The sequence below is a fragment of the Planococcus soli genome (assembly GCF_016881065.1).
Lineage (GTDB): Bacteria > Bacillota > Bacilli > Bacillales_A > Planococcaceae > Planococcus > Planococcus soli.
Genome location: NZ_WXYN01000012.1, coordinates 202,302 through 227,289, shown reverse-complemented (window position 1 = coordinate 227,289; position 24,988 = coordinate 202,302). Strand labels below are relative to the sequence as shown.

The 24,988-nt window shown below is 48.8% G+C and carries 18 protein-coding genes, 1 other RNA gene and 1 other annotated feature; of the genes, 17 read left to right on the top strand and 2 right to left on the bottom strand.

Going from position 1 to position 24,988, the window contains the following annotated elements; all coding sequences use genetic code 11:
- Positions 1-117 precede the first annotated feature (117 nt).
- The 8 genes from secDF to dtd all read left to right on the top strand — a co-directional run bounded on the left by secDF (position 118) and on the right by dtd (position 10,673).
- Positions 118-2,394 carry a protein translocase subunit SecDF gene (secDF, locus tag GJB59_RS06605; RefSeq protein WP_142827738.1) on the top strand — a complete coding sequence of 759 codons (2,277 nt, stop codon included), beginning with the start codon at positions 118-120 and terminating at the stop codon, positions 2,392-2,394.
- Between the two features lie 76 nt (positions 2,395-2,470).
- Complete coding sequence (locus GJB59_RS06600) at positions 2,471-2,824, top strand: LapA family protein (RefSeq protein WP_142827739.1); 354 nt, start codon at positions 2,471-2,473, stop codon at positions 2,822-2,824.
- A gap of 85 nt (positions 2,825-2,909) precedes the next feature.
- Positions 2,910-5,252, top strand: a complete 2,343-nt coding sequence (recJ, locus tag GJB59_RS06595) for a single-stranded-DNA-specific exonuclease RecJ (RefSeq protein WP_142827740.1) — start codon at positions 2,910-2,912, stop codon at positions 5,250-5,252.
- Positions 5,243-5,755 (top strand): adenine phosphoribosyltransferase, encoded by a 513-nt coding sequence (locus GJB59_RS06590; RefSeq protein WP_142827741.1) that lies wholly within the window; start codon positions 5,243-5,245, stop codon positions 5,753-5,755. Before recJ ends, GJB59_RS06590 begins: the two co-directional genes overlap by 10 nt.
- A gap of 91 nt (positions 5,756-5,846) precedes the next feature.
- The gene (locus tag GJB59_RS06585) at positions 5,847-7,400 is read left to right on the top strand and encodes a glycosyl hydrolase family 28-related protein (protein WP_142827742.1); all 1,554 of its coding nucleotides are present in this window, start codon (positions 5,847-5,849) and stop codon (positions 7,398-7,400) included.
- A 25-nt stretch (positions 7,401-7,425) separates the two neighbouring features.
- Positions 7,426-7,950, top strand: coding sequence for a type 1 glutamine amidotransferase domain-containing protein (locus GJB59_RS06580; protein ID WP_142827743.1), 525 nt, complete (start codon positions 7,426-7,428; stop codon positions 7,948-7,950).
- A gap of 80 nt (positions 7,951-8,030) precedes the next feature.
- Positions 8,031-10,223 (top strand): RelA/SpoT family protein, encoded by a 2,193-nt coding sequence (locus GJB59_RS06575; protein WP_142827744.1) that lies wholly within the window; start codon positions 8,031-8,033, stop codon positions 10,221-10,223.
- 9 nt (positions 10,224-10,232) lie between these two features.
- Positions 10,233-10,673: a D-aminoacyl-tRNA deacylase gene (gene dtd, locus GJB59_RS06570; RefSeq protein ID WP_142827745.1), complete on the top strand. Its 441-nt coding sequence runs from the start codon at positions 10,233-10,235 to the stop codon at positions 10,671-10,673.
- Positions 10,674-10,869: 196 nt separating this feature from the next.
- On the opposite strand, the gene GJB59_RS06565 is transcribed toward dtd, so the two are convergent.
- Positions 10,870-12,447, bottom strand: a complete 1,578-nt coding sequence (locus GJB59_RS06565; RefSeq protein ID WP_142827746.1) for an N-acetylmuramoyl-L-alanine amidase family protein — start codon at positions 12,445-12,447, stop codon at positions 10,870-10,872.
- A 112-nt stretch (positions 12,448-12,559) separates the two neighbouring features.
- Positions 12,560-12,799 (top strand) — a binding site (T-box leader).
- A gap of 55 nt (positions 12,800-12,854) precedes the next feature.
- Here GJB59_RS06565 and hisS point away from each other — a divergent pair.
- The 4 genes from hisS to GJB59_RS06545 all read left to right on the top strand — a co-directional run bounded on the left by hisS (position 12,855) and on the right by GJB59_RS06545 (position 17,015).
- Positions 12,855-14,135: a histidine--tRNA ligase gene (hisS, locus tag GJB59_RS06560; RefSeq protein ID WP_142828021.1), complete on the top strand. Its 1,281-nt coding sequence runs from the start codon at positions 12,855-12,857 to the stop codon at positions 14,133-14,135.
- 2 nt (positions 14,136-14,137) lie between these two features.
- The gene (aspS, locus tag GJB59_RS06555) at positions 14,138-15,922 is read left to right on the top strand and encodes an aspartate--tRNA ligase (RefSeq protein ID WP_142827747.1); all 1,785 of its coding nucleotides are present in this window, start codon (positions 14,138-14,140) and stop codon (positions 15,920-15,922) included.
- 44 nt (positions 15,923-15,966) lie between these two features.
- Positions 15,967-16,149: non-coding RNA, 6S RNA (gene ssrS, locus GJB59_RS06550), on the top strand.
- Positions 16,150-16,250: 101 nt separating this feature from the next.
- Positions 16,251-17,015, top strand: coding sequence for a tRNA threonylcarbamoyladenosine dehydratase (locus GJB59_RS06545; RefSeq protein ID WP_142827748.1), 765 nt, complete (start codon positions 16,251-16,253; stop codon positions 17,013-17,015).
- 97 nt (positions 17,016-17,112) lie between these two features.
- Here the strand turns inward: GJB59_RS06545 and GJB59_RS06540 are convergent, their stop codons facing one another.
- Positions 17,113-18,402, bottom strand: coding sequence for a replication-associated recombination protein A (locus GJB59_RS06540; protein WP_142827749.1), 1,290 nt, complete (start codon positions 18,400-18,402; stop codon positions 17,113-17,115).
- A gap of 513 nt (positions 18,403-18,915) precedes the next feature.
- Between GJB59_RS06540 and cymR the strand changes: the two genes are divergently transcribed.
- The 5 genes from cymR to recD2 are packed head-to-tail and all read left to right on the top strand — an operon-like array spanning position 18,916 to position 24,729.
- A complete protein-coding gene (gene cymR, locus GJB59_RS06535) occupies positions 18,916-19,332 on the top strand; it encodes a cysteine metabolism transcriptional regulator CymR (protein WP_142827750.1) in 417 nt (138 codons plus the stop codon).
- A gap of 14 nt (positions 19,333-19,346) precedes the next feature.
- Positions 19,347-20,480 (top strand): cysteine desulfurase family protein, encoded by a 1,134-nt coding sequence (locus tag GJB59_RS06530; protein ID WP_185960037.1) that lies wholly within the window; start codon positions 19,347-19,349, stop codon positions 20,478-20,480.
- A 14-nt stretch (positions 20,481-20,494) separates the two neighbouring features.
- Entirely contained in the window at positions 20,495-21,613 is a 1,119-nt protein-coding gene (gene mnmA / locus GJB59_RS06525) for a tRNA 2-thiouridine(34) synthase MnmA (RefSeq protein ID WP_185960038.1), read from the top strand.
- Positions 21,614-21,627: 14 nt separating this feature from the next.
- The gene (locus tag GJB59_RS06520) at positions 21,628-22,287 is read left to right on the top strand and encodes a tetratricopeptide repeat protein (RefSeq protein ID WP_185960039.1); all 660 of its coding nucleotides are present in this window, start codon (positions 21,628-21,630) and stop codon (positions 22,285-22,287) included.
- 24 nt (positions 22,288-22,311) lie between these two features.
- Entirely contained in the window at positions 22,312-24,729 is a 2,418-nt protein-coding gene (gene recD2, locus GJB59_RS06515) for an SF1B family DNA helicase RecD2 (protein ID WP_142827754.1), read from the top strand.
- Positions 24,730-24,988: the final 259 nt, after the last annotated feature.

The following is a 24,988-nucleotide window of genomic DNA, read 5'->3' as shown; positions in this document are numbered from 1 at the left end:
CCTCATATCAATGAAAACTGATTTTTATTCAACTTACCCAGTCCAATTTGACAGCAATCAGCGGCTGTTTCATAATGATAGTGCTGTGTTTTACACACCCGAGGAGGAAGTTTACATATGAAAGCAAGAGGTCGCATAATTGCCTTTTTCTTACTGGTTATTGTACTGATAGGGATTATTGGCTCGACTAGTTTACCCATTGCAAAAGACATACGATTAGGTTTGGATCTTCAGGGCGGTTTTGAAGTGCTCTACCAAGTAGAAGCTTTGGAAGAAGGACAGGAAATTACCGAAGATGTGCTGACGGATACAACGGATGCGTTGATGAACCGAATCAACGTGCTTGGAGTCAGTGAACCGGTTATCCAAATTGAAGGCGATAACCGCATTCGGGTCCAATTGGCGGGAGTGGAGGATCAAGCTTCAGCACGTGAATTGCTGTCGACTGAAGCCAATCTGACTTTCCGTGACGCGGAAGATAACCTTCTGCTTGCCGGAAACGATTTGGCACAAGGCGGCGCAACCGGAACGTTCGATCAGAACGGCAATCCGATTGTTACCCTGGAGCTGAATGACCCGGGCAAATTCGCAGAAGTGACAGAAACTGTTTCTCAAATGCCGGCCCCTGACAATGTCTTGGTCATTTGGCTGGATTTTGAAGAAGGTGTGGATTCTTTCGCGGAAGAACGCATGAAGGCGGATCCGAAATTTGTTTCGGCGCCAAGTGTGCAGCAGCGCATTTCGTCGCCGTCTGTTGAAATTTCCGGGTCGTTCACAGTAGAAGAAACACAAAACTTATCAGGTATTTTGAACGCCGGCGCATTGCCGGTAAGTTTGGAAGAAATTTATTCGACTTCAGTCGGAGCGCAGTTTGGTGAACAGGCGCTCGACCAAACCATGGTCGCCGCGGCTATCGGTATTGCGTTGATCCTGCTGTTCATGTTGGTTTATTACCGCTTTCCTGGTGCAATCGCGGTTATTACGCTATCGGCCTATGTATACCTGATCCTGCTGGTATTCGAATGGATCGGCGGCGTATTGACGCTTCCCGGAATCGCAGCGATCATGCTGGGAGTCGGGATGGCTGTAGATGCCAACATCATCACTTACGAGCGGATCCGAGAAGAGATGCGTGTCGGCAAAACTGTAAAAGAAGCATTCAAGGTAGGCGCACGGTCATCGTTTTCTGCCATCCTGGATGCCAACGTTACGACTTTACTTGCAGCGGCCGTCCTGTTTTATTTCGGAACAAGTTCCGTAAAAGGGTTTGCGACGCTGTTGATTATCTCCATTTTGGTCAGCTTCCTGACAGCGGTTTGGGGATCGCGCCTGCTGCTTGGCTTATGGGTCAACAGCGGTGTGCTCGACAATAAATTCGGCTTGTTCGGATTAAAGAAATCGACAATCCACTCTAAAGAAGAAGACTTGGAAATTACTGATCTTACCACGCGCTTCGACCGCTTTGATTTTGCAAAACACCGCAATAAATTCTTTTTGGCTTCAATTGTTCTGATCATTGCGGGAATGGCAGTCCTCAGTATATTCCGATTGAACTTGGGCATTGATTTCTCCAGCGGTACACGCGTTGAAATTGCTTCGGAATCGGCACTGACAAAAGAAGAAGTGCAAAGCTTCCTAGATGGTGCAGGCTACGAAACGGAAGATATCGTCATTTCGGGTGATGAGTCTAATCTTGGTGTTGCACGTTTCAATGAAGCGTTCAGCCAGGAAGAAATCAATAGCCTGAAATCTGTGGCAGCGGAAGAATTCGGTGCAGAGCCGAACATCTCAACCGTGTCGCCGACAGTGGGCGAAGAACTTGCCAAAAATGCCCTGTATGCCTTATCGATTGCGGCACTCGGCATCATCATCTATGTCGCTTTCCGTTTTGAATGGCGAATGGGTGTGGCATCCGTTGTCGCATTAATTCACGACGCATTCTTCATTGTTGCCGTATTCAGTCTGCTGCGGCTTGAGGTGGATATCACCTTTATCGCTGCAGTTCTGACCATCGTCGGTTATTCGATCAATGACACCATCGTGACATTTGACCGAATCCGGGAAAACATGAAGCGCATGAAGAAGATCGATACAGTCGAACAGTTGGAAAAAGTGGTCAACGTGTCTCTTCGCCAAACACTCGGGCGCTCGGTCAACACAGTGCTGACAGTTGTGTTTGTGGTCATTGCACTATTGATCTTCGGCGCACCATCGATCACGAACTTCTCAATCGCTTTATTGATCGGGTTGATTGCCGGTACTTACTCTTCCATCTTTATCGCTGCCCAGCTGTGGCTGGTCTTGAAAAAAGGAGAACTGAAGAAAAAAGGGCCGATCGATATCGAGAAGAAAGACGAACAAAACAAATGGGGTTCTGACGAGCCTGTCGTATAAGTTTAGATTTGAAATGGAACAGGGTATAGATAATATGACCTTGTTCCATTTTTTTATTTTGAGAGGAGAATCGACAATGAAGCTACAATGGCTTATTTTACTTGGACTTGTTTTTGCAGTAATTATTGCAGTATTTGCCGTTGTCAACGTTGACGAAGTACCGGTCAACTATGTATTTGGTGAAGCACAATGGCCGTTGATACTGGTCATTCTAGCATCTGCTTTGCTTGGATTTTTACTGAGCGGGGTGCTGGCAATCATGCGCCAATACCAGATGCAGCGCAAAATCAAAGCGTTGCAAAAAGAGATGGCAGTCAAAGAAACGTTGATCGCCACTCAGCAAAACGAAATCGGCGAGTACCAAAAAGCCGGTGTGGTGCCGGATGCACAAATCGTCACCAGTGAAGAACTCAAAAAAGAGGAAATCTGAAAAAATGAACCTTTCGGTGCAGTTGCCGAAAGGTTTTTGTCTGCGTTTTTTTGCTGTATAATGAACCGGTGAGGAAGTGATAGCGATGATTGAATCCAAAAAAAGATGGCGTTTAACGACGCCGGATGAAAAAGCGGTAGAAGAAATTCAAAAAGAACTGAAGATATCATCCGTTCTGGCCAAAATTTTGGTGACGCGCGGGTTAAATACGGCAGCATCGGCTCGTTCATTTATGCAGATGGACGAAAGCGGCATACATAATCCTTATTTGATGAAAGATATGGATGTAGCCGTGGAGCGCATCCGCTCAGCTATCGACAACCAGGAGAAAATCATGGTCTATGGCGACTACGATGCGGATGGTGTTACCAGCACCACCGTCATGATGACTGTCTTGCAGGATTTAGGGGCCGATGTGTCCTTTATGATACCGAACCGCTTTAAACATGGGTACGGACCGAATACAGAATTGTTCCAGCAGGCGTTCGACAACGGCACAAAATTGATTGTTACCGTTGATAATGGAATTTCCGGCATCGAACAAGTCGATTTTGCCAATGGGCTGGGGATGGATGTCATCATCAGCGATCACCATGACATCGGTGACCAAATGCCGAATGCGCTGGCTGTTATCCATCCGCGCCATCCCGAGGGCAACTATCCTTTCGGTGAACTGGCGGGCGTCGGAGTGGCATTTAAAATAGCGCATGCCTTGTACGAAGAAGTTCCAGATCACCTGATTGAATTGACGGCGATCGGCACCGTTGCCGATCTGGTGCCGTTGCATGACGAAAACCGGCTGTTTGTAAAAGAAGGTCTGGCAGCATTAATTGATTCTCCGAGCCCGGCCATCGCAGCATTATGTGAAGTTGCCGGCATTAAGCAGCAGGACATTACGGAAGAGACAATCGGTTTTATGTTTGGTCCGCGCATTAACGCGATTGGCCGTTTGCAGGATGCCGATCCCGCTGTCCGGATGTTCCTGACAGAAGATCCGGCAGAAGCGCGTTCGTTGGCCTCCGGACTCGATGTCCTGAACAAAGAGCGTCAGGCCATCGTCAAACAAATTTCTGAAGAAGCGATACAGCAAGTAGAGCAGCGCTATCCGGACGGGCCGCCGCACGTAATTATCGTGGCCCAGGAAGGCTGGAATCCAGGCGTTGTCGGCATTGTGGCATCAAAACTGACAGAGAAATACTATCGTCCATCCATCGTTTTGTCGCTGAATCCGGAAACCGGTAAAGCAAAAGGCTCTGCCCGCAGCATTGAAGGCTTTCATTTATATAATGAACTGGCAAAAAACCGCGACATTCTGCCGCATTTCGGCGGTCATCCGATGGCAGCCGGCATGACGCTGGAAGCGAGTGATGTGGACGATTTGCGCGAACGGCTGAACATGCAGGCTGAAACGAGCTTGACTGAAGAAGACCTGCTGCCGGTTGTGGAAATTGATATTCCTTTGCGCTTAGATGAAATCGATATTGCGGCCATTGAATCGATGCGGCTATTAGCGCCATTCGGCATGGGATTCGCCAAACCGAAGTTTTATCTGGAAGGCGTCAAAGTGGCATCTATTCGCAAAATCGGGGCAGCACAAAACCATTTGAAAATGGAGCTGACACAGCATGCCGCAACGCTTGATGCGGTTGGGTTCGGCATCGGCCCGATTGGCGACGAATTGACGCCGGACGTCAAAATCGACGTCATCGGCGATCTGCAGATCAATGAGTGGAACGGCCGGAAAAAACCGCAATTGATGGTGGAGGATGTCCGTACGGATCAGTGGCAATTGTTTGATATTCGCGGCATTCGCCAAGTATCGCGCTGGTCCAAGCTGATTCCTCAGGAAAACCAGGTTTTTCTGGCATTCAACGAGGATACGCCTGCTTTGTTCCAGTCGTTCCTGCCTCAGCCGATTTGCAAAGTGGATCAATTGGATGAAGTGCCAGGCACTAAAGATCATTTGGTGCTGCTGGACTTGCCGGAATCGGAAGAGCAACTGGCGTCCGTGCTGGCTGCATTAAAACCGAAGCGCATCTACGCGCATTTTCATGCCAAGGACTCACAGTATTTTGAGCAGATACCTACGCGGGAGCAATTCAAATGGCTGTTTGCATTTATTAAAAAACGCGGCACGTTCGATTTCAATAAACACTGCGATGAACTGGCAAAACATAAAGGCTGGACGCGCGAGTCATTATTTTTCATGCTGCAGGTGTTTTTTGAACTCGGTTTTGTTACACTTAACAATGGAATTACCGAGATTGCCCAATCGCCGAGCAAACAGGATTTGTCGGAAGCGCCGATTTACAAAAAGCGCGAGCAGCAGATCGCTCTGGAGCAGAAGCTTTTGTATGCATCTTATAAAGATTTAAAAGAGTGGTTCGATGCGAAAGTGTCTGCCAAGGAGGAAGAAATATGGATTTGAAGAAGTATATTACTATTGTAGAAGATTGGCCAAAACCGGGAATCCGTTTTAAGGACATCACTTCGCTGATGGACGACGGGACTGCTTATAAGTATGCAACGGACCAGATCGTTGAATACGCAAAAACAGTAAATGCTGAAATTATCGTAGGACCGGAAGCGCGCGGATTTATCATCGGCTGCCCTGTTGCTTATGCTCTTGAACTTGGCTTTGCCCCAGTCCGCAAAGAAGGAAAGTTGCCCCGCGAAGTGATTCGTGCGCAATATGACCTTGAATACGGAACGGACGTATTGACGATGCACAAAGACGCCATCAAACCGGGACAGCGTGTTTTGATCACCGATGACTTGCTTGCTACCGGCGGCACAATCGGCGCGACCATTAACTTGGTTGAACAGCTTGGCGGAGTGGTCGTCGGCTGCGCATTTTTGATTGAATTGACTTATTTGGACGGCCGCAAAAATTTGGACGGCTATGATGTTACGACGTTAATGCAATATTAATACCGAATCTCTCTGCCGTTACAGGTAGGGGGATTTTTTTCTTGTATCGAGGGTATGGAAACAAGAGTGACATATGGGAGGTGACTGGAAGATGAAGCTGGAAAAAGAGCACGATCCCCGACTGAATGCTGCATGGATTGACCAATACTTGGACAATCGCACACCTCTTGAAAAAATTACCCGCGAAACGGAAAGTTTTTTTGCTGCCATAAAAAAAGATTTCGCTGTCAGCAAGCACGCCAAGCGGAAAATGAACTTCACGGAACGGTTATGGTCTTTTCTGGCAGAAGAGTTTTTACTAGACGATGAATACGGTTTTGAAACCAGGGTATCGGGTCAGCAGTTGTACCCCGCGTGGAAGGACAGGCTGGACGGCGAATACCGAAAACTTGAGTCGACCATCCAGCGCCGGGTCAACGTGCGGGACTATGGTGCGGTGGGGGATGGGGAAACCGACTGCACAAAAGCCTTTAAAAAAGCCTTTGGCAAAGGAGCGGTTGAAGTCAAGGTGCCGGCGGGTGTTTATATGGTAGACGGTTTGAAACTGCCGTCCTGGACACGGCTGATCGGTGCAGGCAAAGGGCGGACGGTGATAAAGCTGCAGGCGAAAGCACCTCGGAAGGCACGCCTCCTGACCAACAGCAACTACTTGTCGGGCAACCGCAATATTTCCGTGGAAGGGCTGACCTTGGACTGGCATGTTGAGCGCCTTGGCGATATTAAAAACACCAGCGCAGGCGGCAACCATTCCAGCTGTTTGACATTTGCGCGCGTTACCTACGGCTGGGTCAAGGACGTGGAGGCGCTCAATCCGGGTCTGCATTGCTTTGACATCACAGCGCCTCTCTATAACTATTCAGGAGACGGCTTGCGGGGGAGAGGCGGCAGCCAATTTGTCTGGCTTGACGGCGTCAGCGGCTCCGGTTTTGGCGACGACGGACTGACGACGCATCACAGCGATTATATTTTCGTCTCCAATTCGCATTTCAGCGATCCAAGCGGGCGGGCGCACGAAAAAGGGTTTTCCAATTCCAATGGCTTTGAAGTAGACGACGGATCGCGTCATGTCTGGCTGGCAAACAATTCGAGTGCGCGCTGCTTTGGCGGAATTGAGATCAAGGCACATGCCAACTCCTCGGCCGCATCAGGCGTCCATATCTCTGGCCATCTTTCGGTCCACGACAATCGTTCTTTTAATTTCCGCCACATTGGCCACCATAAAAAGGACGATCCGGAATCAAAATCGGCATTCAACATCCTCGCACAGCGGCTGGTAGCGATTGAGCCGATTGAAACGTCTTTGTATGAAGGGTCTGCACCTCGCTGTATGGTTGTGTCAGGCTATCGCAACGTCGCTATCAACCGCTTTCTTTTTGTCGGAGATCCCGATTATGATTACAAGCGGCAGCCGGCTGCTGCAATTCAGTACCGGGCAGGCTGCGTTTCTTTGACAAATGGAGTGATCCGGAATTTTACGACGGCAGGAGCAGATGTATCAATCGCTGGCGGCGAACAAAGCGCCCGCAGCGTCCGTGTAGAAAATTTGGTCAGCATCGGCTCTGCAGAACAGGCAGTTGCTGTCGGAAAAGGCAGTGAGCTTGTCTATTTGGAAGGGGTCAGAAAACGAAGTTCCCATTTGCTTTAAAACAAATAAAAAAGGAGGAAATAACATGAGATTGACTGGAAAAAAAGTACTGAGTTTTGTTCACCATGAATTTGAGGATTTGGAGCTGTGGTACCCGATTTTAAGATTGCGGGAAGAAGGGGCCGAAGTCGAGTTGGCTGGAGAAGAAGCTGGTGTCGAGTATATCGGCAAATACGGCGTTCCGGCGACTTCCGATTTGTCTTACGGAGAAGCACTCGCGAAAGAATATGACGCGCTTCTTGTTCCAGGCGGCTGGGCACCGGACAAAATCCGCCGTTTTCCGGAAGTTTTGAAAATGGTCTGCCATATGGACGACCAGAAAAAGCCCATCGGCCAAATTTGCCACGCCGGCTGGGTGCTCGTTTCTGCCAACATTTTAAAAGGCCGGAAAGTCACCAGCACGCCGGGAATAAAAGACGATATGGTCAACGCTGGCGCGGAATGGCTGGATGAACCTGTAGTCGTTGACGGCCACCTGGTATCAAGCCGCCGTCCACCCGATCTGCCGGATTATCTTCGGGAATTTATTAAAGTGATGGAGAAGAGCTAACAAAGCTTTACATTTAGCCACTTTGTTTTTTATAATAGAAAGATATACTTTTGGAAAAATTTAAAGCAAGGTGGGCAATTATGGCTAAAGATCAAGTGAGAACAGCTGAAGATGTATTCGAAATGGTTGCGTCTTATATGAATGCCGATCATGTGAAAACGATAAAGAAGGCGTATCAAGTAGCGTACGATGCCCACATGGGACAGTTCCGGAAATCGGGAGAACCGTATATTGTGCATCCGGTGCAGGTGGCCGGGATCCTGGCAGAATTGCAGATGGATCCAGCCACTGTAGCAGCGGGCTTTTTGCATGATGTTGTGGAAGATACAGAAGTCAGCCGTGAAGACATTGTCCGTGATTTCGACGAGGAAGTGGCAATGCTGGTCGACGGCGTGACCAAATTGAGCAAAATCCAGTATTTATCCAAAGAAGAGCAGCAGGCGGAAAATCACCGCAAAATGTTTGTAGCCATGGCACAGGACATCCGTGTCATTTTGATCAAACTGGCCGACCGGCTGCACAATCTCCGGACCTTGAAATACCAATCCGTTGAAAAGCAGCGCATCAAAGCCAATGAAACGCTGGAAATCTTTGCACCGATTGCGCACCGCCTTGGAATCAATACCATCAAATGGGAGCTGGAAGACACCGCGCTGCGCTACCTGAACCCGCAGCAGTATTACCGCATTGTCAATTTGATGAAAAAGAAACGGACCGAACGGGAAGATTATTTGAATAAAGTCATGAGTGAGATCCGCACACAACTCGACGAAGTCGACATTAAAGCGGATCTATTTGGCCGGCCAAAACATATTTACAGTATTTACCGGAAAATGGCCATACAAAACAAACAGTTCAACGAAATCTATGATTTATTGGCTGTCCGCATTACCGTTGAAAGCATCAAGGATTGCTACGCGGTATTGGGCATTATCCATTCGACATGGAAGCCGATGCCAGGCCGTTTTAAAGATTACATCGCCATGCCAAAACAAAATCTCTACCAGTCGCTTCATACTACCGTGATCGGCCCGCAAGGCGATCCGCTTGAAGTGCAGATCCGTACCGAAGAAATGCACCGCATCGCCGAATACGGTGTGGCGGCGCATTGGGCATACAAAGAAGGCAAAACCATCGACAAGCCGAAAAGCTCAGTCGATTCACGCCTGTCCTGGTTCCGTGAAATTCTGGATTTCCAGAACGAATCGGACAATGCGGAAGAATTTATGGAATCGCTGAAATACGATTTGTTTTCCGATATGGTTTACGTCTTTTCGCCAAAAGGCGACGTCATCGAAATGCCGGCAGGCTCTTGCCCAATTGATTTTGCATACCGTGTCCACTCGGAAATCGGCAACAAAACCATCGGCGCCAAAATAAACGGCAAGATGGCACCGCTTGATACCGAACTGCACACGGGGGACATTGTAGAAATTTTGACGTCCAAGCAGTCATTCGGCCCAAGCCGCGACTGGCTGAAAATTGCCAAGTCAACGCAGACGAAGAATAAGATCAAGCAATTTTTCAAAAAGCAGCTGCGTGAAGACAATGTCCAAAAAGGCCGGGACATGATCGAAAAAGAAATCAAAGCGCAGGAATTCCCGATCAAAGAAGTTTTGACGAATGAAAACATCAAACGCGTCTGTGAAAAATTCAATTTTGCAGGGGAAGATGATATGTATGCGGCTGTCGGATTTACCGGCATCACCGCCCAGCAGGTCGTCAACCGCCTGGCAGAAAAAATGCGCAAAAAGCGTGAGCAGGAAGAAGCGCTTGAAAAAATCACAGTCGAAATGAAATCCAACGTACCGAAAAAGCAAACCGACTCCGGCGTTATCGTTCGAGGAATCGACAATATGATGATCCGCTTGTCTAAATGCTGCAACCCGGTGCCAGGCGACGACATTATCGGGTTTATTACCAAAGGACGCGGGGTTTCGGTCCATCGCACCGATTGCCCGAATATCCACTCCGAGGCAAATGACCGATTGATCCCGGTTGAATGGGAAAATGCCGGATCACCGGACAATAAGGCGTATCAAATCGATATTGAAGTGCAAGCTTATGACCGCACCGGCTTGATCAACGAAGTCATGCACATGGTCAGCGAAACGAAAACGACCATCACCGCAGTGAGCGGCCGTGCGGACAAAGACAAAATCGCGACCATCAATCTGTCGATCATGATCCCGCATATTTCACACCTGAACCGTGTTGTCGAACGGATCAAATCAATTCCGGATGTCTATTCGGTCTTGCGTGTGACGAATTAAGGAGGCAGCATGAGAGTAGTTCTGCAACGATCCAAAGGAGCATCGGTGACGGTCGAGGGCGACATTACCGGCGCTATCAGCTCCGGCTATGTGCTGCTAGTCGGCATCACCCATGAAGATACAGAGAAAGACGCCGATTACCTGGCCGGCAAAATTGCCCAGCTTCGCCTGTTCGAAGACGAAGAAGGCAAAATGAACCGGTCGATTCTCGACAACGGCGGTGAGATTCTTTCGATTTCCCAGTTTACACTGTACGGCGACGTCAAAAAAGGGCGGCGGCCAAGCTTTATCTCAGCGGCCCGCCCGGAAACGGCTGAACCGCTTTGGCATGCCTTCAACGAAGCGCTGCGCGGTCATGGCCTGATTGTCGAAACAGGTATCTTCGGCGCCATGATGGACGTCCAGCTGATCAATGATGGGCCAGTGACGATCCTGGTGGAGTCGAAATAGAAAATAGCGGAGAAGTACAGGGGGATTTTGCCTGTGCTTCTTTTTGTTTTTATTGTTTATGCACGTTTTCTGCGAGATACGCACGCTTAATAGATTTTATGCACGTTCAACAGAAAATATGCACGCTTAATAGATTTTATGCACGTTCAACAGAAATTCCACAAAAAAAGCACGGAGAATTTTTCTCCGTGCTTTTTTATTCGCCTAATTGTGCATCGAAATAATTAATGATTCCTGTGTACAGGCCAAGTGCCGCCTGTTCGCGGAATTGATTGCTGGTCAGGACCCGCTCTTCATTGAAATTGCTGAGGAAGCCAAGTTCAACGAGGACTGCAGGTTGCTTGTTTTCACGCAGCACCAAATAATTGCCGTGCTGGACGCCGCGGTCGTGCAGGGTCAGTTTGTCGTCAAGTCCTGCATTTAATGATTCGGCCAGCTCTTTTTGGTAATCGTGCTGGTAGTAAGAAGTAAATCCGGACACGCTGCTGTCTTCAGTGGCATCATAATGGATGCTGATAAAGGCATCGGCTCCAGCCTGGTGGCTTTCAGCAACGCGTTTGCGAAGATCAACATAGGTGTCAGACTGCCTGGTCATGACAACGTCTGCTCCTGCCGCACTTAAATGCTGCGACAAAATTTCGGATGTTTTCAAAGTCAGTTCTTTTTCTTCTGTTTTGCGGACGCCTACTGTACCGCCGTCGTTGCCGCCATGTCCCGGGTCAAGTACGATAGTGATGCCGTTTAAGGTGCCTTTTCTGCGGTCGAATGATTCGGCCTGTTCTTCTTGGTCAATTGCTTCTTCTGTTGACACGACCCATTCAGCCACAAAAGCTGTTTGGCCATCGGCCGTTGAAACCTGATACCATTCGTCTTGCTTGCCAGTTACTGTTAACTCATCACCCGCATTTGCGCGGCTGGCGACTTCAGAAGCGGTTGAAGCTTGCGTACGGAGGTTCGTTCCATCTGTCAGGATGGTGACGGACTCGTTTGCATCGTTTTCCACAGTTTTTGCTGCCTGGTCGGACAGTTGGCCGTGGAATGCATACGCCCACCCATTTTTGCCTTCCGCTAATTCGATTTCTACCCAATTTCCTTGCATAGAAACTACAGGGAAGACTTGGCCTTTATTGACCGTCTGCTGGATTTCAGAGCTAAGGTCTGGTTTGGATCTGACGTTTAATGCGCTGACAGCGATTTCAAAAGACGAGACTTTGGAAATTGCGTCTTTTTGTTCTGCGGGTTCTGCGTCGTCATCGGGCTGTTGGGTTTCAGCCGTTGCTTGTGACTCACCGAGGCTGATGTATTGCTTCGAGACAAATCCGCGCGTATTTCGGAAGCTGATTTCGATCCAGTCGCCGGTTGTGCTGAGCACTTCCGCTTTTTCGCCGGCATTCATTTTCGTCAGCACGGCCGCAGACAGATCAGCCTGTGCACGGACGTTCAAACCGTTGACTGAGGATACGGCCGTTTGTCCGGCAGCTGTTTGTTCTTCGCCTGCAGCTGTCGTCAGCCAAGATGCGATCCAGCCTTCCTGGCCTTCGGCGCGGATTTCCAGCCAATCACCTTGCTTGGAAACGACAGAAACGGTTTCTCCTTGCTCCAAGTCACCAGTCAGGCTGTAAGACAAACCTGGACCGGATCGGATATTGACGGTCGAACCGGAAATTTCGACGGTGCCGGTATCGGCCCATACATGATCTTTATCCAACAGCGGCAAGCTGCCGGCTATAATTAAAAAGAATAAAATAATTGCGATTAACCCTTTGCGTTTCATGCCATTCCCCCTAAAACAATTTCTATTCAATAATATCAAAAAAAGAACGGCTTGTGTCAAAAAGGTTGACAAGCAATCAGGGAGTTATTAAGATTGGTTTATTATACTTATATATTTGCTGACGACGAAGAAAGTAATTGCATGATTTGGCTGAAAAGAGAGGGAAAGTCTCAGGCTGTAAACTTTCCTGCAGACACCTGCGATGAATAACACTTTTGAGGCTTTTTTCTGAAAAGCGCTTGCCGCTTACTAGGAAAAGACGGAACCGGCCGTTACCCGGAATGAGAGGATGCATTTTCTTGCATCAACTAGGGTGGAACCGCGGAAGCTTATACAAGCTCTCGTCCCTTGCGTGAAGCAAGGGGCGGGAGCTTTTTTGTATGGAAAAATAGAGGAGTGAAGAGATGATGAATATTCAAGCACCCCGCGGCACATACGATGTGCTGCCTGACCAATCAGCCAAGTGGCAGGAAATCGAACAGAAAATCAATGATTTGTGCAGACTCTACCAATACAAGGAAATCCGTACACCGGTTTTTGAACACACGGAACTATTCCAGCGCGGTGTCGGCGACACGACCGATATTGTTCAAAAGGAAATGTATACATTCCAGGACCGCGGCGACCGTTCGTTGACGCTGCGACCGGAAGGAACAGCTTCGGTTGTCCGTTCGTATGTGGAAAACAAACTGTTCGGCATGCCGGACCAGCCGGTGAAATTATTCTATACGGGTCCGATGTTCCGCTATGAACGTCCGCAGGCTGGCCGCATGCGCCAATTCGTACAATTCGGCGTCGAAGCGATCGGTTCCAAGGATCCGGCTATTGACGCGGAAGTGATTTCACTCGCAATGGAGCTTTACCGTTCTGTCGGCCTCAAGCAATTGCGTTTGGTCATCAACTCACTCGGCGATACGGAAAGCCGTGTGGCGCACAAAGAGGCGTTGATCAAGCATTTTGAGCCAAGCATCAACGAGTTTTGCAGCGATTGCCAGACGCGCCTAGAGAAAAATCCGCTGCGCATCCTGGACTGCAAAGTGGACCGCAATCATCCGTTGATGGCGACTGCACCATCGCTTGCCGATTATTTGAACGCAGAATCTCAAGAATATTTTGATGAAGTGCAATCTTATCTTGCAAGCATGGACATCGACTTTGTCGTCGATCCGAATTTGGTGCGCGGCCTTGATTATTACAACCACACCGCATTTGAAATCATGAGCGAAGCGGAAGGCTTTGGCGCCATCACGACTTTGGCAGGCGGTGGACGTTACAACGGCCTGGTTGAAGATCTCGGTGGACCAGAATCCCCAGGAATCGGTTTTGCAATGAGCATCGAGCGGCTGTTGCTGGCATTGGAAATGGAAAAAGTGGAAATCGGCCAATCAAACAATTTGGAAGTCTATGTAGTGGCGATGGATGAGACGACGAAGAAAAAAGCATTTTCAGTCGTACGCAACTTGCGCATGAACGGAATTTCGGCAGATATGGATTTTGCCGGCCGTAAAGTAAAAGCACAGATGAAATCTGCTGACCGCAAAGGTGCCGGATTCGTCATCGTTATCGGCGAAACGGAACTGGAGAGCGGCAATGTGGCATTGAAAGAAATGGCGACGGGTGAACAGCAGGAAATGGCATTCGAAGAACTCGCCGGGACAATACTGAAAAAGAAATCACTGGAGGAATAACTATGTCAAGAACGCATTATTGTGGAGAAGTCAACGAAACAGCAACTGGACAGCGTGTTACATTAAAAGGCTGGGTACAAAAGCGCCGGGATTTGGGCGGCTTGATTTTTGTCGATGTCCGTGACCGTTCAGGAATCGTTCAAGTGGTTTTCAATCCGGAAATTTCGAAAGAAGCAGCCGCGATCGGCGAATCGCTGCGCAACGAATTCGTGGTCCATATTGACGGACTGGTTGTGGAACGGGCAGAAGGCCAGATCAATGCAGCCATGAAAACCGGTAAAATCGAAGTGCAGGTAGACCATGCAGCCATTATCAACGCAGCAAAAAATCCGCCGTTTGCGATCGAAGACAACACTGATGTCAACGAAGACCTGCGTTTGAAATACCGTTATTTGGATCTTCGACGTCCAGCGATGTATGAAACGTTTAAAATGCGTTCAGATGTAACCAAATCGATCCGCCGCTTTTTGGATGAAGAAGGCTTTATTGAAGTGGAAACACCGATCTTAACCAAATCTACACCGGAAGGCGCACGTGATTATTTAGTGCCAAGCCGTGTCCATGATGGTGAATTTTATGCCTTGCCGCAATCGCCGCAGCTGTTCAAGCAAATGCTGATGGTATCTGGATTTGATAAATATTACCAAATTGCACGATGCTTCCGTGATGAGGATCTGCGTGCTGACCGCCAGCCGGAATTTACGCAAATCGATATGGAAATGAGCTTCCAGACAATGGAAGATATTATCGGCATGAATGAACGCTTGATGGTGCAGATGATGAAAGATGTTAAAAACATCGACATCGAGCCGACATTCCAGCGCATGAGCTATACAGAAGCGATGGACCGTTTTGGTTCAGATAAGCCGGATGTCCGCTTTGGCCTGGAACTGGTGGATGTATCGGAACTGGTCAAAGATTCAGCATTTAAAGTCTTTACCGGTGCCATCGAAAACGGCGGCCAAGTCAAATTGATCAATGTCAAAGGGCAGGCTGCCAATTATTCACGCAAAGACATTGATGCATTAGGCGCGTTTGCTGCCGTCTACGGAGCAAAAGGGCTGGCTTGGCTGAAAGTTGAAGAAGAAGGCGTCAAAGGCCCCATTGCTAAATTCTTTGAAGGCGACGCGGCAACAGCTTTGACTGAACGCGCACAAGCGGAAGCAGGAGATTTACTGCTGTTTGTGGCAGACAAGAAAACCGTAGTGGCCGATGCACTTGGGGCACTTCGTTTGAAGTTCGGCAAAGAACTCGACTTGATCGACAACTCGGTTTATAAATTCCTATGGATTACTGACTGGCCGCTGCTTGAGTACGATGATAAAGAAGGCCGTTACTATGCAGCCCATCATCCATTCACGATGCCGTTTGAAGAAGACTTGGATAAATTAGCGACAGAGCCGCAGAACGTCCGCGCGCAAGCATATGACCTTGTCTTGAATGGCTATGAGCTCGGCGGAGGATCTTCCCGTATTTACCGCCGCGAAATCCAGGAGAAGATGTTCGAAGTACTCGGCTTCAGCAAAGAAGAAGCCAACGAGCAATTTGGTTTCCTGATGGAAGCTTTTGAATACGGAACGCCTCCGCACGGCGGTATTGCGTTCGGCCTTGACCGTTTGGTAATGCTGCTGGCAGGACGCACCAACTTGCGCGACACCATCGCGTTCCCGAAAACAGCCAGTGCCAGCGACCTGCTGACAGACGCGCCGAGCACGGTCTCTGGAACGCAACTTGAAGAATTGAGCCTATCCCTGAACATTCAGAATAATAAAAAAGTAGCAGAGTAAAAAGCTTGTTTAAATAAAAAAGGTATGCTAACATACGTGTATAGAGAATCCTGATGTGTACGTTTTGAGCAATTCGATTTTGACCCAACATTATGTCGTCGGGAGATCACATTTCACCATGGCTAACATGCCTTAACGGGAAGTTATAAGTGGTGAAGAGGTCACCCACCTGCTTTCAGCGGGTTCAAACGATGCGCACCAACAAAGACGGCACGATTGGGATTCCTAATAAAAAATCATTTTTATCCCTTCGACAATTTATTGTTGAAGGGATTTTTAATGTGTATACTTTCTATTATGCGTACTAACTTTGAAAGGCAGTGGCTTAATGTTACACCAATTCTCACGAAACGAATTAGCGGTAGGTAAAGAAGGAATTGAGTTATTGAAGAATGCAACAGTCGCGATTTTGGGTATCGGAGGCGTCGGATCGTTCGCAGCAGAAGCATGTGCACGAAGTGGAGTCGGCACCATTATCCTGGTGGATAAAGACAATGTCGACATCACCAATATCAACCGGCAGCTGGTGGCCAACTTGTCGACCGTAGGAAAGTCCAAAGCGGGCGTCATGAAAGACCGCATCGCTGACATTAACACAGAGTGCAAGGTCATTTCCCTGCATATGTTTTATACCGAAGAAACCTACGAGGAATTCTTCAGCTACAATCCGGATTACGTTATTGATGCGTCGGACACCATGATCTACAAAGTGCATTTGATGGAAGAATGCTACAAGCGCGGCACCAAAATCATCGCCAGCATGGGAGCGGCCAATAAAACCGACCCAACGCGCTTTAAAATTGCGGATATTTCCAAGACACATACCGATCCGCTTGCAAAAATCATCCGCAAAAAACTGCGCCAGGCAGGAATCTACAAAGGGATTCCTGTTGTCTTTTCGGATGAAAGCCCGATCATTGTCCGTGAAGATGTAGTGGAAAACGTCGGCAAACCCGATGCGCCTATCCGCAAAGCGCAGATGCCGCCATCCTCGAACGCCTTCGCGCCTTCGACCGTGGGGTTGATCGCTGCCAGCTGGGTCGTCAACGATATCACCAAGTCCATTCCGATTACACGCGTACGGATGAATTAATTACGAAGCCGGTTCAGTCATGAACCGGCTTTTTTATATGTATGTAAGAATATAAAAAGCCATTTCCGCTTATGGAAATGGCTGGGTTAACTTATTTTTACTTTTTGTTTTTACGGAAGCTTTTCAGCTTTTCGTAGATTCCTGCAAACTTTTTCTCTTCACCAGCGACGATCGGTTTGTAAAACTCGGCTGATTTTACTTCTTTCGGCAAGTAGTCCTGATCGGCCCAACCGCCGAAAGATCCAATCGGTGTATCGTGCGGATAACGGTAGCCGCCATGGCCAAGATCTGCGCTGCCGGCGTAGTGAGTATCACGCAAATGCATCGGGATATCGCCAACTTCGCCTTTATTGATGGCTGCTGTTGCAGCATCAATAGCTTTATAAGCTGAATTGGATTTTTCGGACAGGCACATTTCAGCGACAGCTTGTGCAAGGGGAATGCGTGCTTCCGGCAGCCCCAGCCGGTCAGCTGCTTGGCAAGCAGCCAATACATGGCCGCCGACTGCCGGGTTTGCAAGTCCGATGTCCTCGTACGCCATCACCAGCAAACGGCGCGTGACCGCCGTCAAGTCGCCGTTTTCCAGTAGATGCGCTAAATAATACATCGCGGCATTGACGTCGCTGCCGCGCACCGATTTTTGCAGTGCAGACAGCAAGTTGAAGAAATGAGATCCTTTCTTGTCCCCAAAAACACCGACACGTTTGATCATCTGCTCGATCATTTGGTCTTCAACGATATATTTGCCATCGCGTTCGTCCGAAGCAATGACAATCGATTCCAGCATCGTCAGTGCTTTGCGGGCGTCGCCGTTGGTGCCTTCAGCAATGCGCTCGACTTGCTTCTCGGAGATGTCAATTTCTTCGTTGCCGAGTCCGCGCTTCGGATCGGTCAATGCGGCGTTTAGGAGTTGGACGATGTCTTCGTGCGCCAGCCGCTTCAGCTGTTTGATTTCGCCGCAGCGGGAACGGATCGCCGGATTGACATCGTGGAATGGATTTTCCGTTGTCGCGCCGATAAGAACGATTGAGCCGCTTTCGACATGCGGCAGCAAGGCATCCTGCTGCAATTTATTGAAACGGTGAATTTCGTCCAGGAACAACAGGACTTTACCAGTCATCCGAGATTCCGTCACCACTTCCTCGACATCTTTCTTGCCGGAAGTGGTGGCGTTCAAAGCGATGAACGGCAGATTGGAAGTGCCGGCGATAGCATGGGCGATGGATGTTTTGCCGATGCCAGGCTCGCCATACAGCAGCATGGAGGGCACGTGGCCGTTGCTGATCATTTTATATAGAGCCGTATGCGGCCCGATGACATCTTTTTGTCCGACGACTTCGTCGATTGTTCGGGGGCGCATACGGAAAGCTAAAGGTTCGTTGTGCATAAAAAAACTCCTTCCGTACATTCGTTCTATCAGTATAGCGTTTGAAGTTTCAAAAGTCATTGCAAGTCCATTTGGCTTGAATTATGATATACTGTTTTGAAGAATATTGGAATTTATTTGGGGTGAATCAGTTATTTATTATTAGCATTATTCTGCTAATGATATTCCGCAAATCAGCTGCGCTTTCCGCGGGCTCGCGCCCAAGCCTCCTCAGTCGCTGCGCTCCTTGCGGGGTCTTAGTCGTCTCGCTGTTCCGCAGGAGTCGCAACTGATTTGCTCCATATCTTATTGAGTAAATTATAATATAAGAACCACTTGAGAGAAGTTGTAGGATGCCTAGAAGAACGAGCGAAAGGCGGCGACTCCTGCGGGAGCAGTGACGGAGCCACTGGACTGAGTGGAGCGAGGGAAGCGGCAGAGTCCGTGCCCGCGGAAAGCGTCCGCCTGTAGCGAATTCTTCATTTTTAAACTGAAAGATCTTTAGTTCAATTTATCAAACTTAGAGGTGTAATGATGAAAATATCAACCAAAGGCCGTTACGGTCTGACCATTATGATTGAATTAGGCAAGCAATACGGAGAAGGCCCGGTGCCGCTTCGCAAAATTGCGGCAGAAAACGAGCTTTCCGAAGCGTATTTAGAGCAGCTTGTAGGGCCACTCCGCAACTCGGGGCTCGTAAAAAGTGTCCGTGGAGCTTACGGCGGCTATATGCTGACGCGCCATCCGAAAGAGATTTCTGCAGGAGACGTGATCCGTGTCCTGGAAGGCCCGATTCAGCCGGTGGAAGGAATCGAAGACGAAAAGCAGCCTCAGCGTGAGCTGTGGGTGCGCATCCGTGATGCGGTAAAAAATGTCCTCGACACAACCACGATCGAAGATTTGGCAAAAGCCAACAACGGCGAAACTGAAAGCTATATGTATTATATATAAGGGAGTTATTTATTATGAAACAAATTTATTTAGATCATGCAGCAACGTCGCCAATGCACCCGGAAGTCGTAGCAACTTTTTCTGAAGCGCTTGGGACAGTGTACGGCAATCCGTCAAGCATCCATGGAACCGGCAGGGCTGCGCGAAAAGCGCTGGACGATGCACGCAAGTTTCTTGCAGCGAGCATCCACGCCGATGACAATGAACTCATTTTCACGAGCGGCGGAACAGAAGCGGATAATTTGGCGGTTTTTGGCACAGCCACTAAAAAAACAGGCAAACACATCATCACAACAGTAATCGAACACCATGCAGTACTGCACGCTTGCGCAAAGCTGGAGCGTGAAGGCTACGATGTGACTTACTTGCCAGTGGATGAAAATGGCCGTGTGCGAGCAGAAGACGTGAAAAATGCGCTGCGGGACGATACAATTCTAGTGTCTGTCATGCTCGGCAACAACGAAGTCGGTACACTTCAACCCATCGCTGAAATTGGTGAACTGCTAAAAGAGACGGATGTCACATTCCATACCGATGCCGTTCAAGCTTACGGTGTTTTGCCGATTGATGTTGATCGCTTGAACGTCGACTTGCTGTCGGTTTCTGCCCATAAGCTGAATGGCCCGAAAGGTGTCGGGTTTTTATACCAGCGCAAAGGAACGGCACTGACGCCTCTTTTGTATGGCGGAGAGCAGGAACGCAAGCGCCGCGCAGGCACAGAAAACGTGCCAGCTATTTCTGCGTTTGCCAAAGCTGTGGAAATTTCACTTTCGACGATGGAAGACAAAGCGTCAGCTTTCGAGCAATACAAAACGATTTTTAAATCAGCCTTGGACCAACAAGGTGTTGTTTATAAAGAAAACGGCAGTGACCAAATGCCGCATATTTTAAATCTCAGCATCCCGGGCATTGAAATCGAGTCGTTTCTGGTCAATTTGGATTTGTCGGGAATTTCAGCTTCCAGCGGATCTGCCTGCACGGCTGGGTCAATCGACCCTTCCCATGTGCTCGTTGCGATGTATGGGGAACAGGCAGCAGAAATCCGCAACTCCATCCGATTCAGCTTCGGCATCGGATTGACATCCGAGGATATAGAACAAGCTGCCGCGAAGACAGCTCAAATCAGCCAGCGTTTGGCGTTAAAATGAAAAGGTGAGAGATAATGACTGCAAAAGCACCACAAGATATTCGTGTTGTCGTCGGCATGTCCGGAGGGGTCGACTCTTCGGTTGCCGCTTATTTATTGAAAGAACAAGGCTATGACGTCATCGGCATCTTCATGAAAAACTGGGATGACACCGACGAAAACGGTGTCTGCACGGCGACGGAAGATTATGAAGATGTGATCCAGGTCTGCAACCAGATCGGTATTCCGTATTACGCTGTAAATTTCGAAAAGCAGTATTGGGACAAAGTCTTTACGTATTTCCTGGAAGAATACAAAGCGGGACGCACGCCAAACCCGGATGTTATGTGCAACAAAGAAATCAAATTCAAGGCATTCCTTGAGCATGCTTTAAGCCTGGGAGCGGATTATTTAGCGACAGGCCATTATGCACAAGTGGAACACGCGGAAAACGGCGAAACAAAAATGCTGCGCGGCAAAGACAATAACAAAGATCAAACCTATTTCTTAAACCAATTGGATCAAAACCAATTGTCTAAAGTGATGTTTCCGATCGGCCATATGGAAAAGAAAAAAGTCCGGGAAATCGCGTTGGAAGCTGGACTTGCAACTGCGACGAAAAAAGATTCCACCGGCATCTGCTTTATTGGCGAACGCAATTTCAAGGAATTCCTTGGACAGTACTTGCCAGCACAGCCTGGTCAAATGGAAACTTTGGAAGGCGTCAAAATGGGTTCGCATGACGGGCTGATGTATTACACGATCGGCCAGCGCCAAGGGCTTGGCATCGGCGGAGCAGGCGACCCTTGGTTCGTGATCGGCAAAGATTTGAAAAAGAATGTTTTATATGTTGGTCAAAATATCCATCACGATGCTCTTTTCTCGGATAGCCTGACTGCGGTAAACTTGAGTTTTACGTCAAATACAGCACCAGCCGGCATTTTGGAATGCACAGCGAAATTCCGCTACCGCCAGCAGGATGTCGGCGTGAGCGTTGAATTTAAAGGCGATGAAGCCATTGTGACATTTGCGGAACCGGTTCGTGCCATCACACCTGGCCAGGCAGTCGTTTTTTATGACGGCGAAGAATGCCTGGGCGGCGGAACCATCGACCGCGTCTTTAAAAACGGCGCGCGTCTGGAATATGTAGGTTAATGGGAGAGACAGCGATGAATTACAATGAAATCGGCATACAAGCATTACAGCAAGGCAATACAGAGGAAGCGATCAAGGCTTTCACCCAAGCGATCGAAGAACAACCGGAAGAAGCGCTTGGCTACATCAATTTTGGCCATGTGCTGACTTCCATGGACGAAATCGACCGTGCCGAGCGGTTTTTCCAAAAAGCGATCGTTTTGGACGAAACATCAGCAACAGCCTATTACGGCCTTGCTAATCTTTACTTCAACTCAGAGCGCTATGCGGAAGCTTTGAAGCTGTACGAAAAAGCGCTGCAATACGAACTGGAAGGCGCTGATGCGCATTTCATGATCGGCAAATGCTTTGAAAAGCTGGAACAGCCGAAATTGGCGCTGCCTTACCTGCAGCGTGCAGTGGAGCTCGATAAAGAGGATGTACAGGCTCGCTTGAGCTATGGCATCACTTTGGCGTCATTGGAATTGTTCGAGCTTGCAGAGCCGCAATTTCTGCAGGTGCTGGAACAAGATCCAAACCATTCGGACGCCCATTATAATTTGGGTGTTCTTTATGCGGTTTCCACTAACCGGCCAGAAGATGCCATGCATCATTTGAAACAAGCCTATACACTTGATGAACGGAACGAAATGGCGCGCTACGCTTACGATATGATTGCAACAACACTGGAATAGCCACGTGAAAAGGAGACGACAGAAATGACCGGACAAATCGATTTATTTCAAGAAGAAAAGCAGTTTGTATTAGGGCGTCCTGTCGTCTCGATTTTTCACAATCCCCAAAATTTATTCTCCATCGCGAAAGTGAAAATACAGGAAACCAATACCCCATATACTGAAAAAGAGATCATCGTGTCGGGCTATTTCCCGATGCTGTCGCTTGAAGAGCAATACCGTTTTACCGGAGTGGTGAAAAATCACCCTCGCTACGGTGTCCAGTTCCAAGTTGAGACCTTTACCAAAGAAGTGCCCGAGACCGAACAGGGAATTATCCATTATTTGTCAAGTGATATGTTTGACGGCATTGGGCGCAAGACGGCAGAATCAATCGTCAAAAAACTTGGCAAAGAAGCCATCAAAAAAATTCTGGAGGACCCCGATGCCCTGGACAAAGTGCCGCGTTTGTCAGATGACAAAAAAGACACCATCCGTGCAACGCTTCAAATGAATCTGGGCCTCGAGCGTGTCATGATTCAACTGAATGACTGGGGCTTTGGCCCGCAGGTTGGCATGCGCATTTATCAAGCTTATCGTGAGGAAACGATTGACATCCTGACGAAAAACCCGTTCCAGCTGATCGAGGAAATCGAAGGAATCGGTTTTCAGCGCGCTGACGAACTGGGGCTGAAGCTCGGCATCACCGGCAGCCACCCGGACCGCATCAAAGCGTCGATTCTGCACATTCTCAATCAGGCTTCTCTGTCAGACGGCCATGTTTATGTTGATGCCAAAACCTTGATTCCGATGGTCAAAGAAATGCTTGAAGCGCGACAGCAGGGAGAAATCCCGATCGATGCGATTTCCAAAGCAGCCATCGAATTAAATGAAGAAGGCAAAGTCGCAGGTGAAGAAACGCGGCTTTATTTGCCATCGCTGTATTATTCGGAAGTCGGCATTGCGACCAAACTGGAAACGCTGCTTGCCGAACAGGAAACCCGCACGAAGTTTCCAAGCTCAGAGGTCCGCAAAGCACTGGGAGAGGCAGAAGAGCGGCTGGGGGTCAATTATGCGGAAACGCAGGTTGATGCCATCGAAAGCAGCATCAATTCGTCTGTCATGATCCTGACCGGGGGACCGGGTACCGGGAAAACAACCGTGGTTCGCGGACTGGTGGAAATTTATGCAGAGCTGCACGGTTTGTCATTGGATCCAAAAGAATATGCCAAGAAAAAAGAGCCGTTTCCGATCATCCTGGCAGCACCGACTGGACGCGCTGCCAAACGTCTGAGCGAATCGACTGATTTGCCGGCGATGACCATTCACCGTCTGCTCGGCTTTAATGGGCAGGAAAAAGATGAAGAAACCGAAAAGGAAATCGAAGGCAAATTGATCATCATTGATGAGATGTCCATGGTCGATACGTGGCTTGCGCATCAGCTGCTAAAAGCAGTGCCTGAAGACGCCCAGCTGATTTTTGTCGGAGACCAGGACCAATTGCCGCCTGTCGGACCCGGCCAGGTTTTACGCGATCTGCTCGAATCAAAACGGATACCGACAGTAGAGTTGACCGATATTTACCGGCAGTCGTCCGGATCTTCCATCATCGAACTGGCGCACCAAATGAAAAACGGGCAATTGCCTGATGACATCACCGCGAAAACAGCCGACCGTTCATTTATCAAAGCAGGAATCGAGCAGATTCCGTCGGTTGTCGAAAAAGTGGTCAAAAGTGCCTTGTCAAAAGGCCATTCAATCAAAGATATCCAGGTGCTGGCGCCGATGTACAAAGGGCCGGCGGGAATCGATGCCTTGAACCGCATGATCCAGGAAATGGTCAATCCGAACCCGGACGGCAAACGCAAAGAGCTGGTGTTCGGCGACATCACGTACCGCATCGGCGACAAGATCCTCCAGCTCGTCAACCAGCCGGAAAGCAATGTCTTCAACGGCGATATGGGAGAAGTTGTAGCGATCCTTAAAGCTAAAGAGACCGTCGAAAAGCAGGACATGCTGGTGGCATCTTTTGATGGCATCGAAGTGACTTATGAACGCAGCGATTTAAACCAGCTGACGCTTGCATATTGCTGCTCGATCCATAAATCTCAGGGATCTGAATTCCCGACGGTTATTATGCCGGTCGTCCGCGGCTATATGAAAATGCTGCGGCGCAATTTGCTTTATACCGGCATCACCCGTAGCAAGGATTTTCTCATCTTGTGCGGCGACCCAAGCGTTTTCCGCTACGGCGTCGAACGGACAGACGACGCACAGCGGATGACCACGTTGAAAAACAGACTAGCGGTCGCAGCGGAAGAACCGAAAACCGAAGAGCAAACTAAAGAGCTGGCCGAAGCGACACAAAGCGGCCCTGTCAGCCTGACAAACGAAAACGTCCACGCCATCCACCCAATGATCGGCATGGAAGGCATCACACCACAGAAGTTCATGGAAGCTTGAGTTTTCAAATTGCATAATAGAATATAGTTTTGAGTTTAAGAGATTTCTACAGGCGGAAGCATTCTAATCATTAGTCAAGGATCTTTTTTATTGGTATTCCAGGAGAACAGAATAAGCAAGAAGCTCAAAGTGGCTGCTTTCCGTTCCGGCGCTCGCTTTCCGCGGGTTCGCGCCCAAGCCTCCTCAGTCGCTGCGCTCCCTGCGGGGTCTCGGTCGTCTCACTATTCCGCAGGAGTCGAGCACCTGCACGCCAAGCACC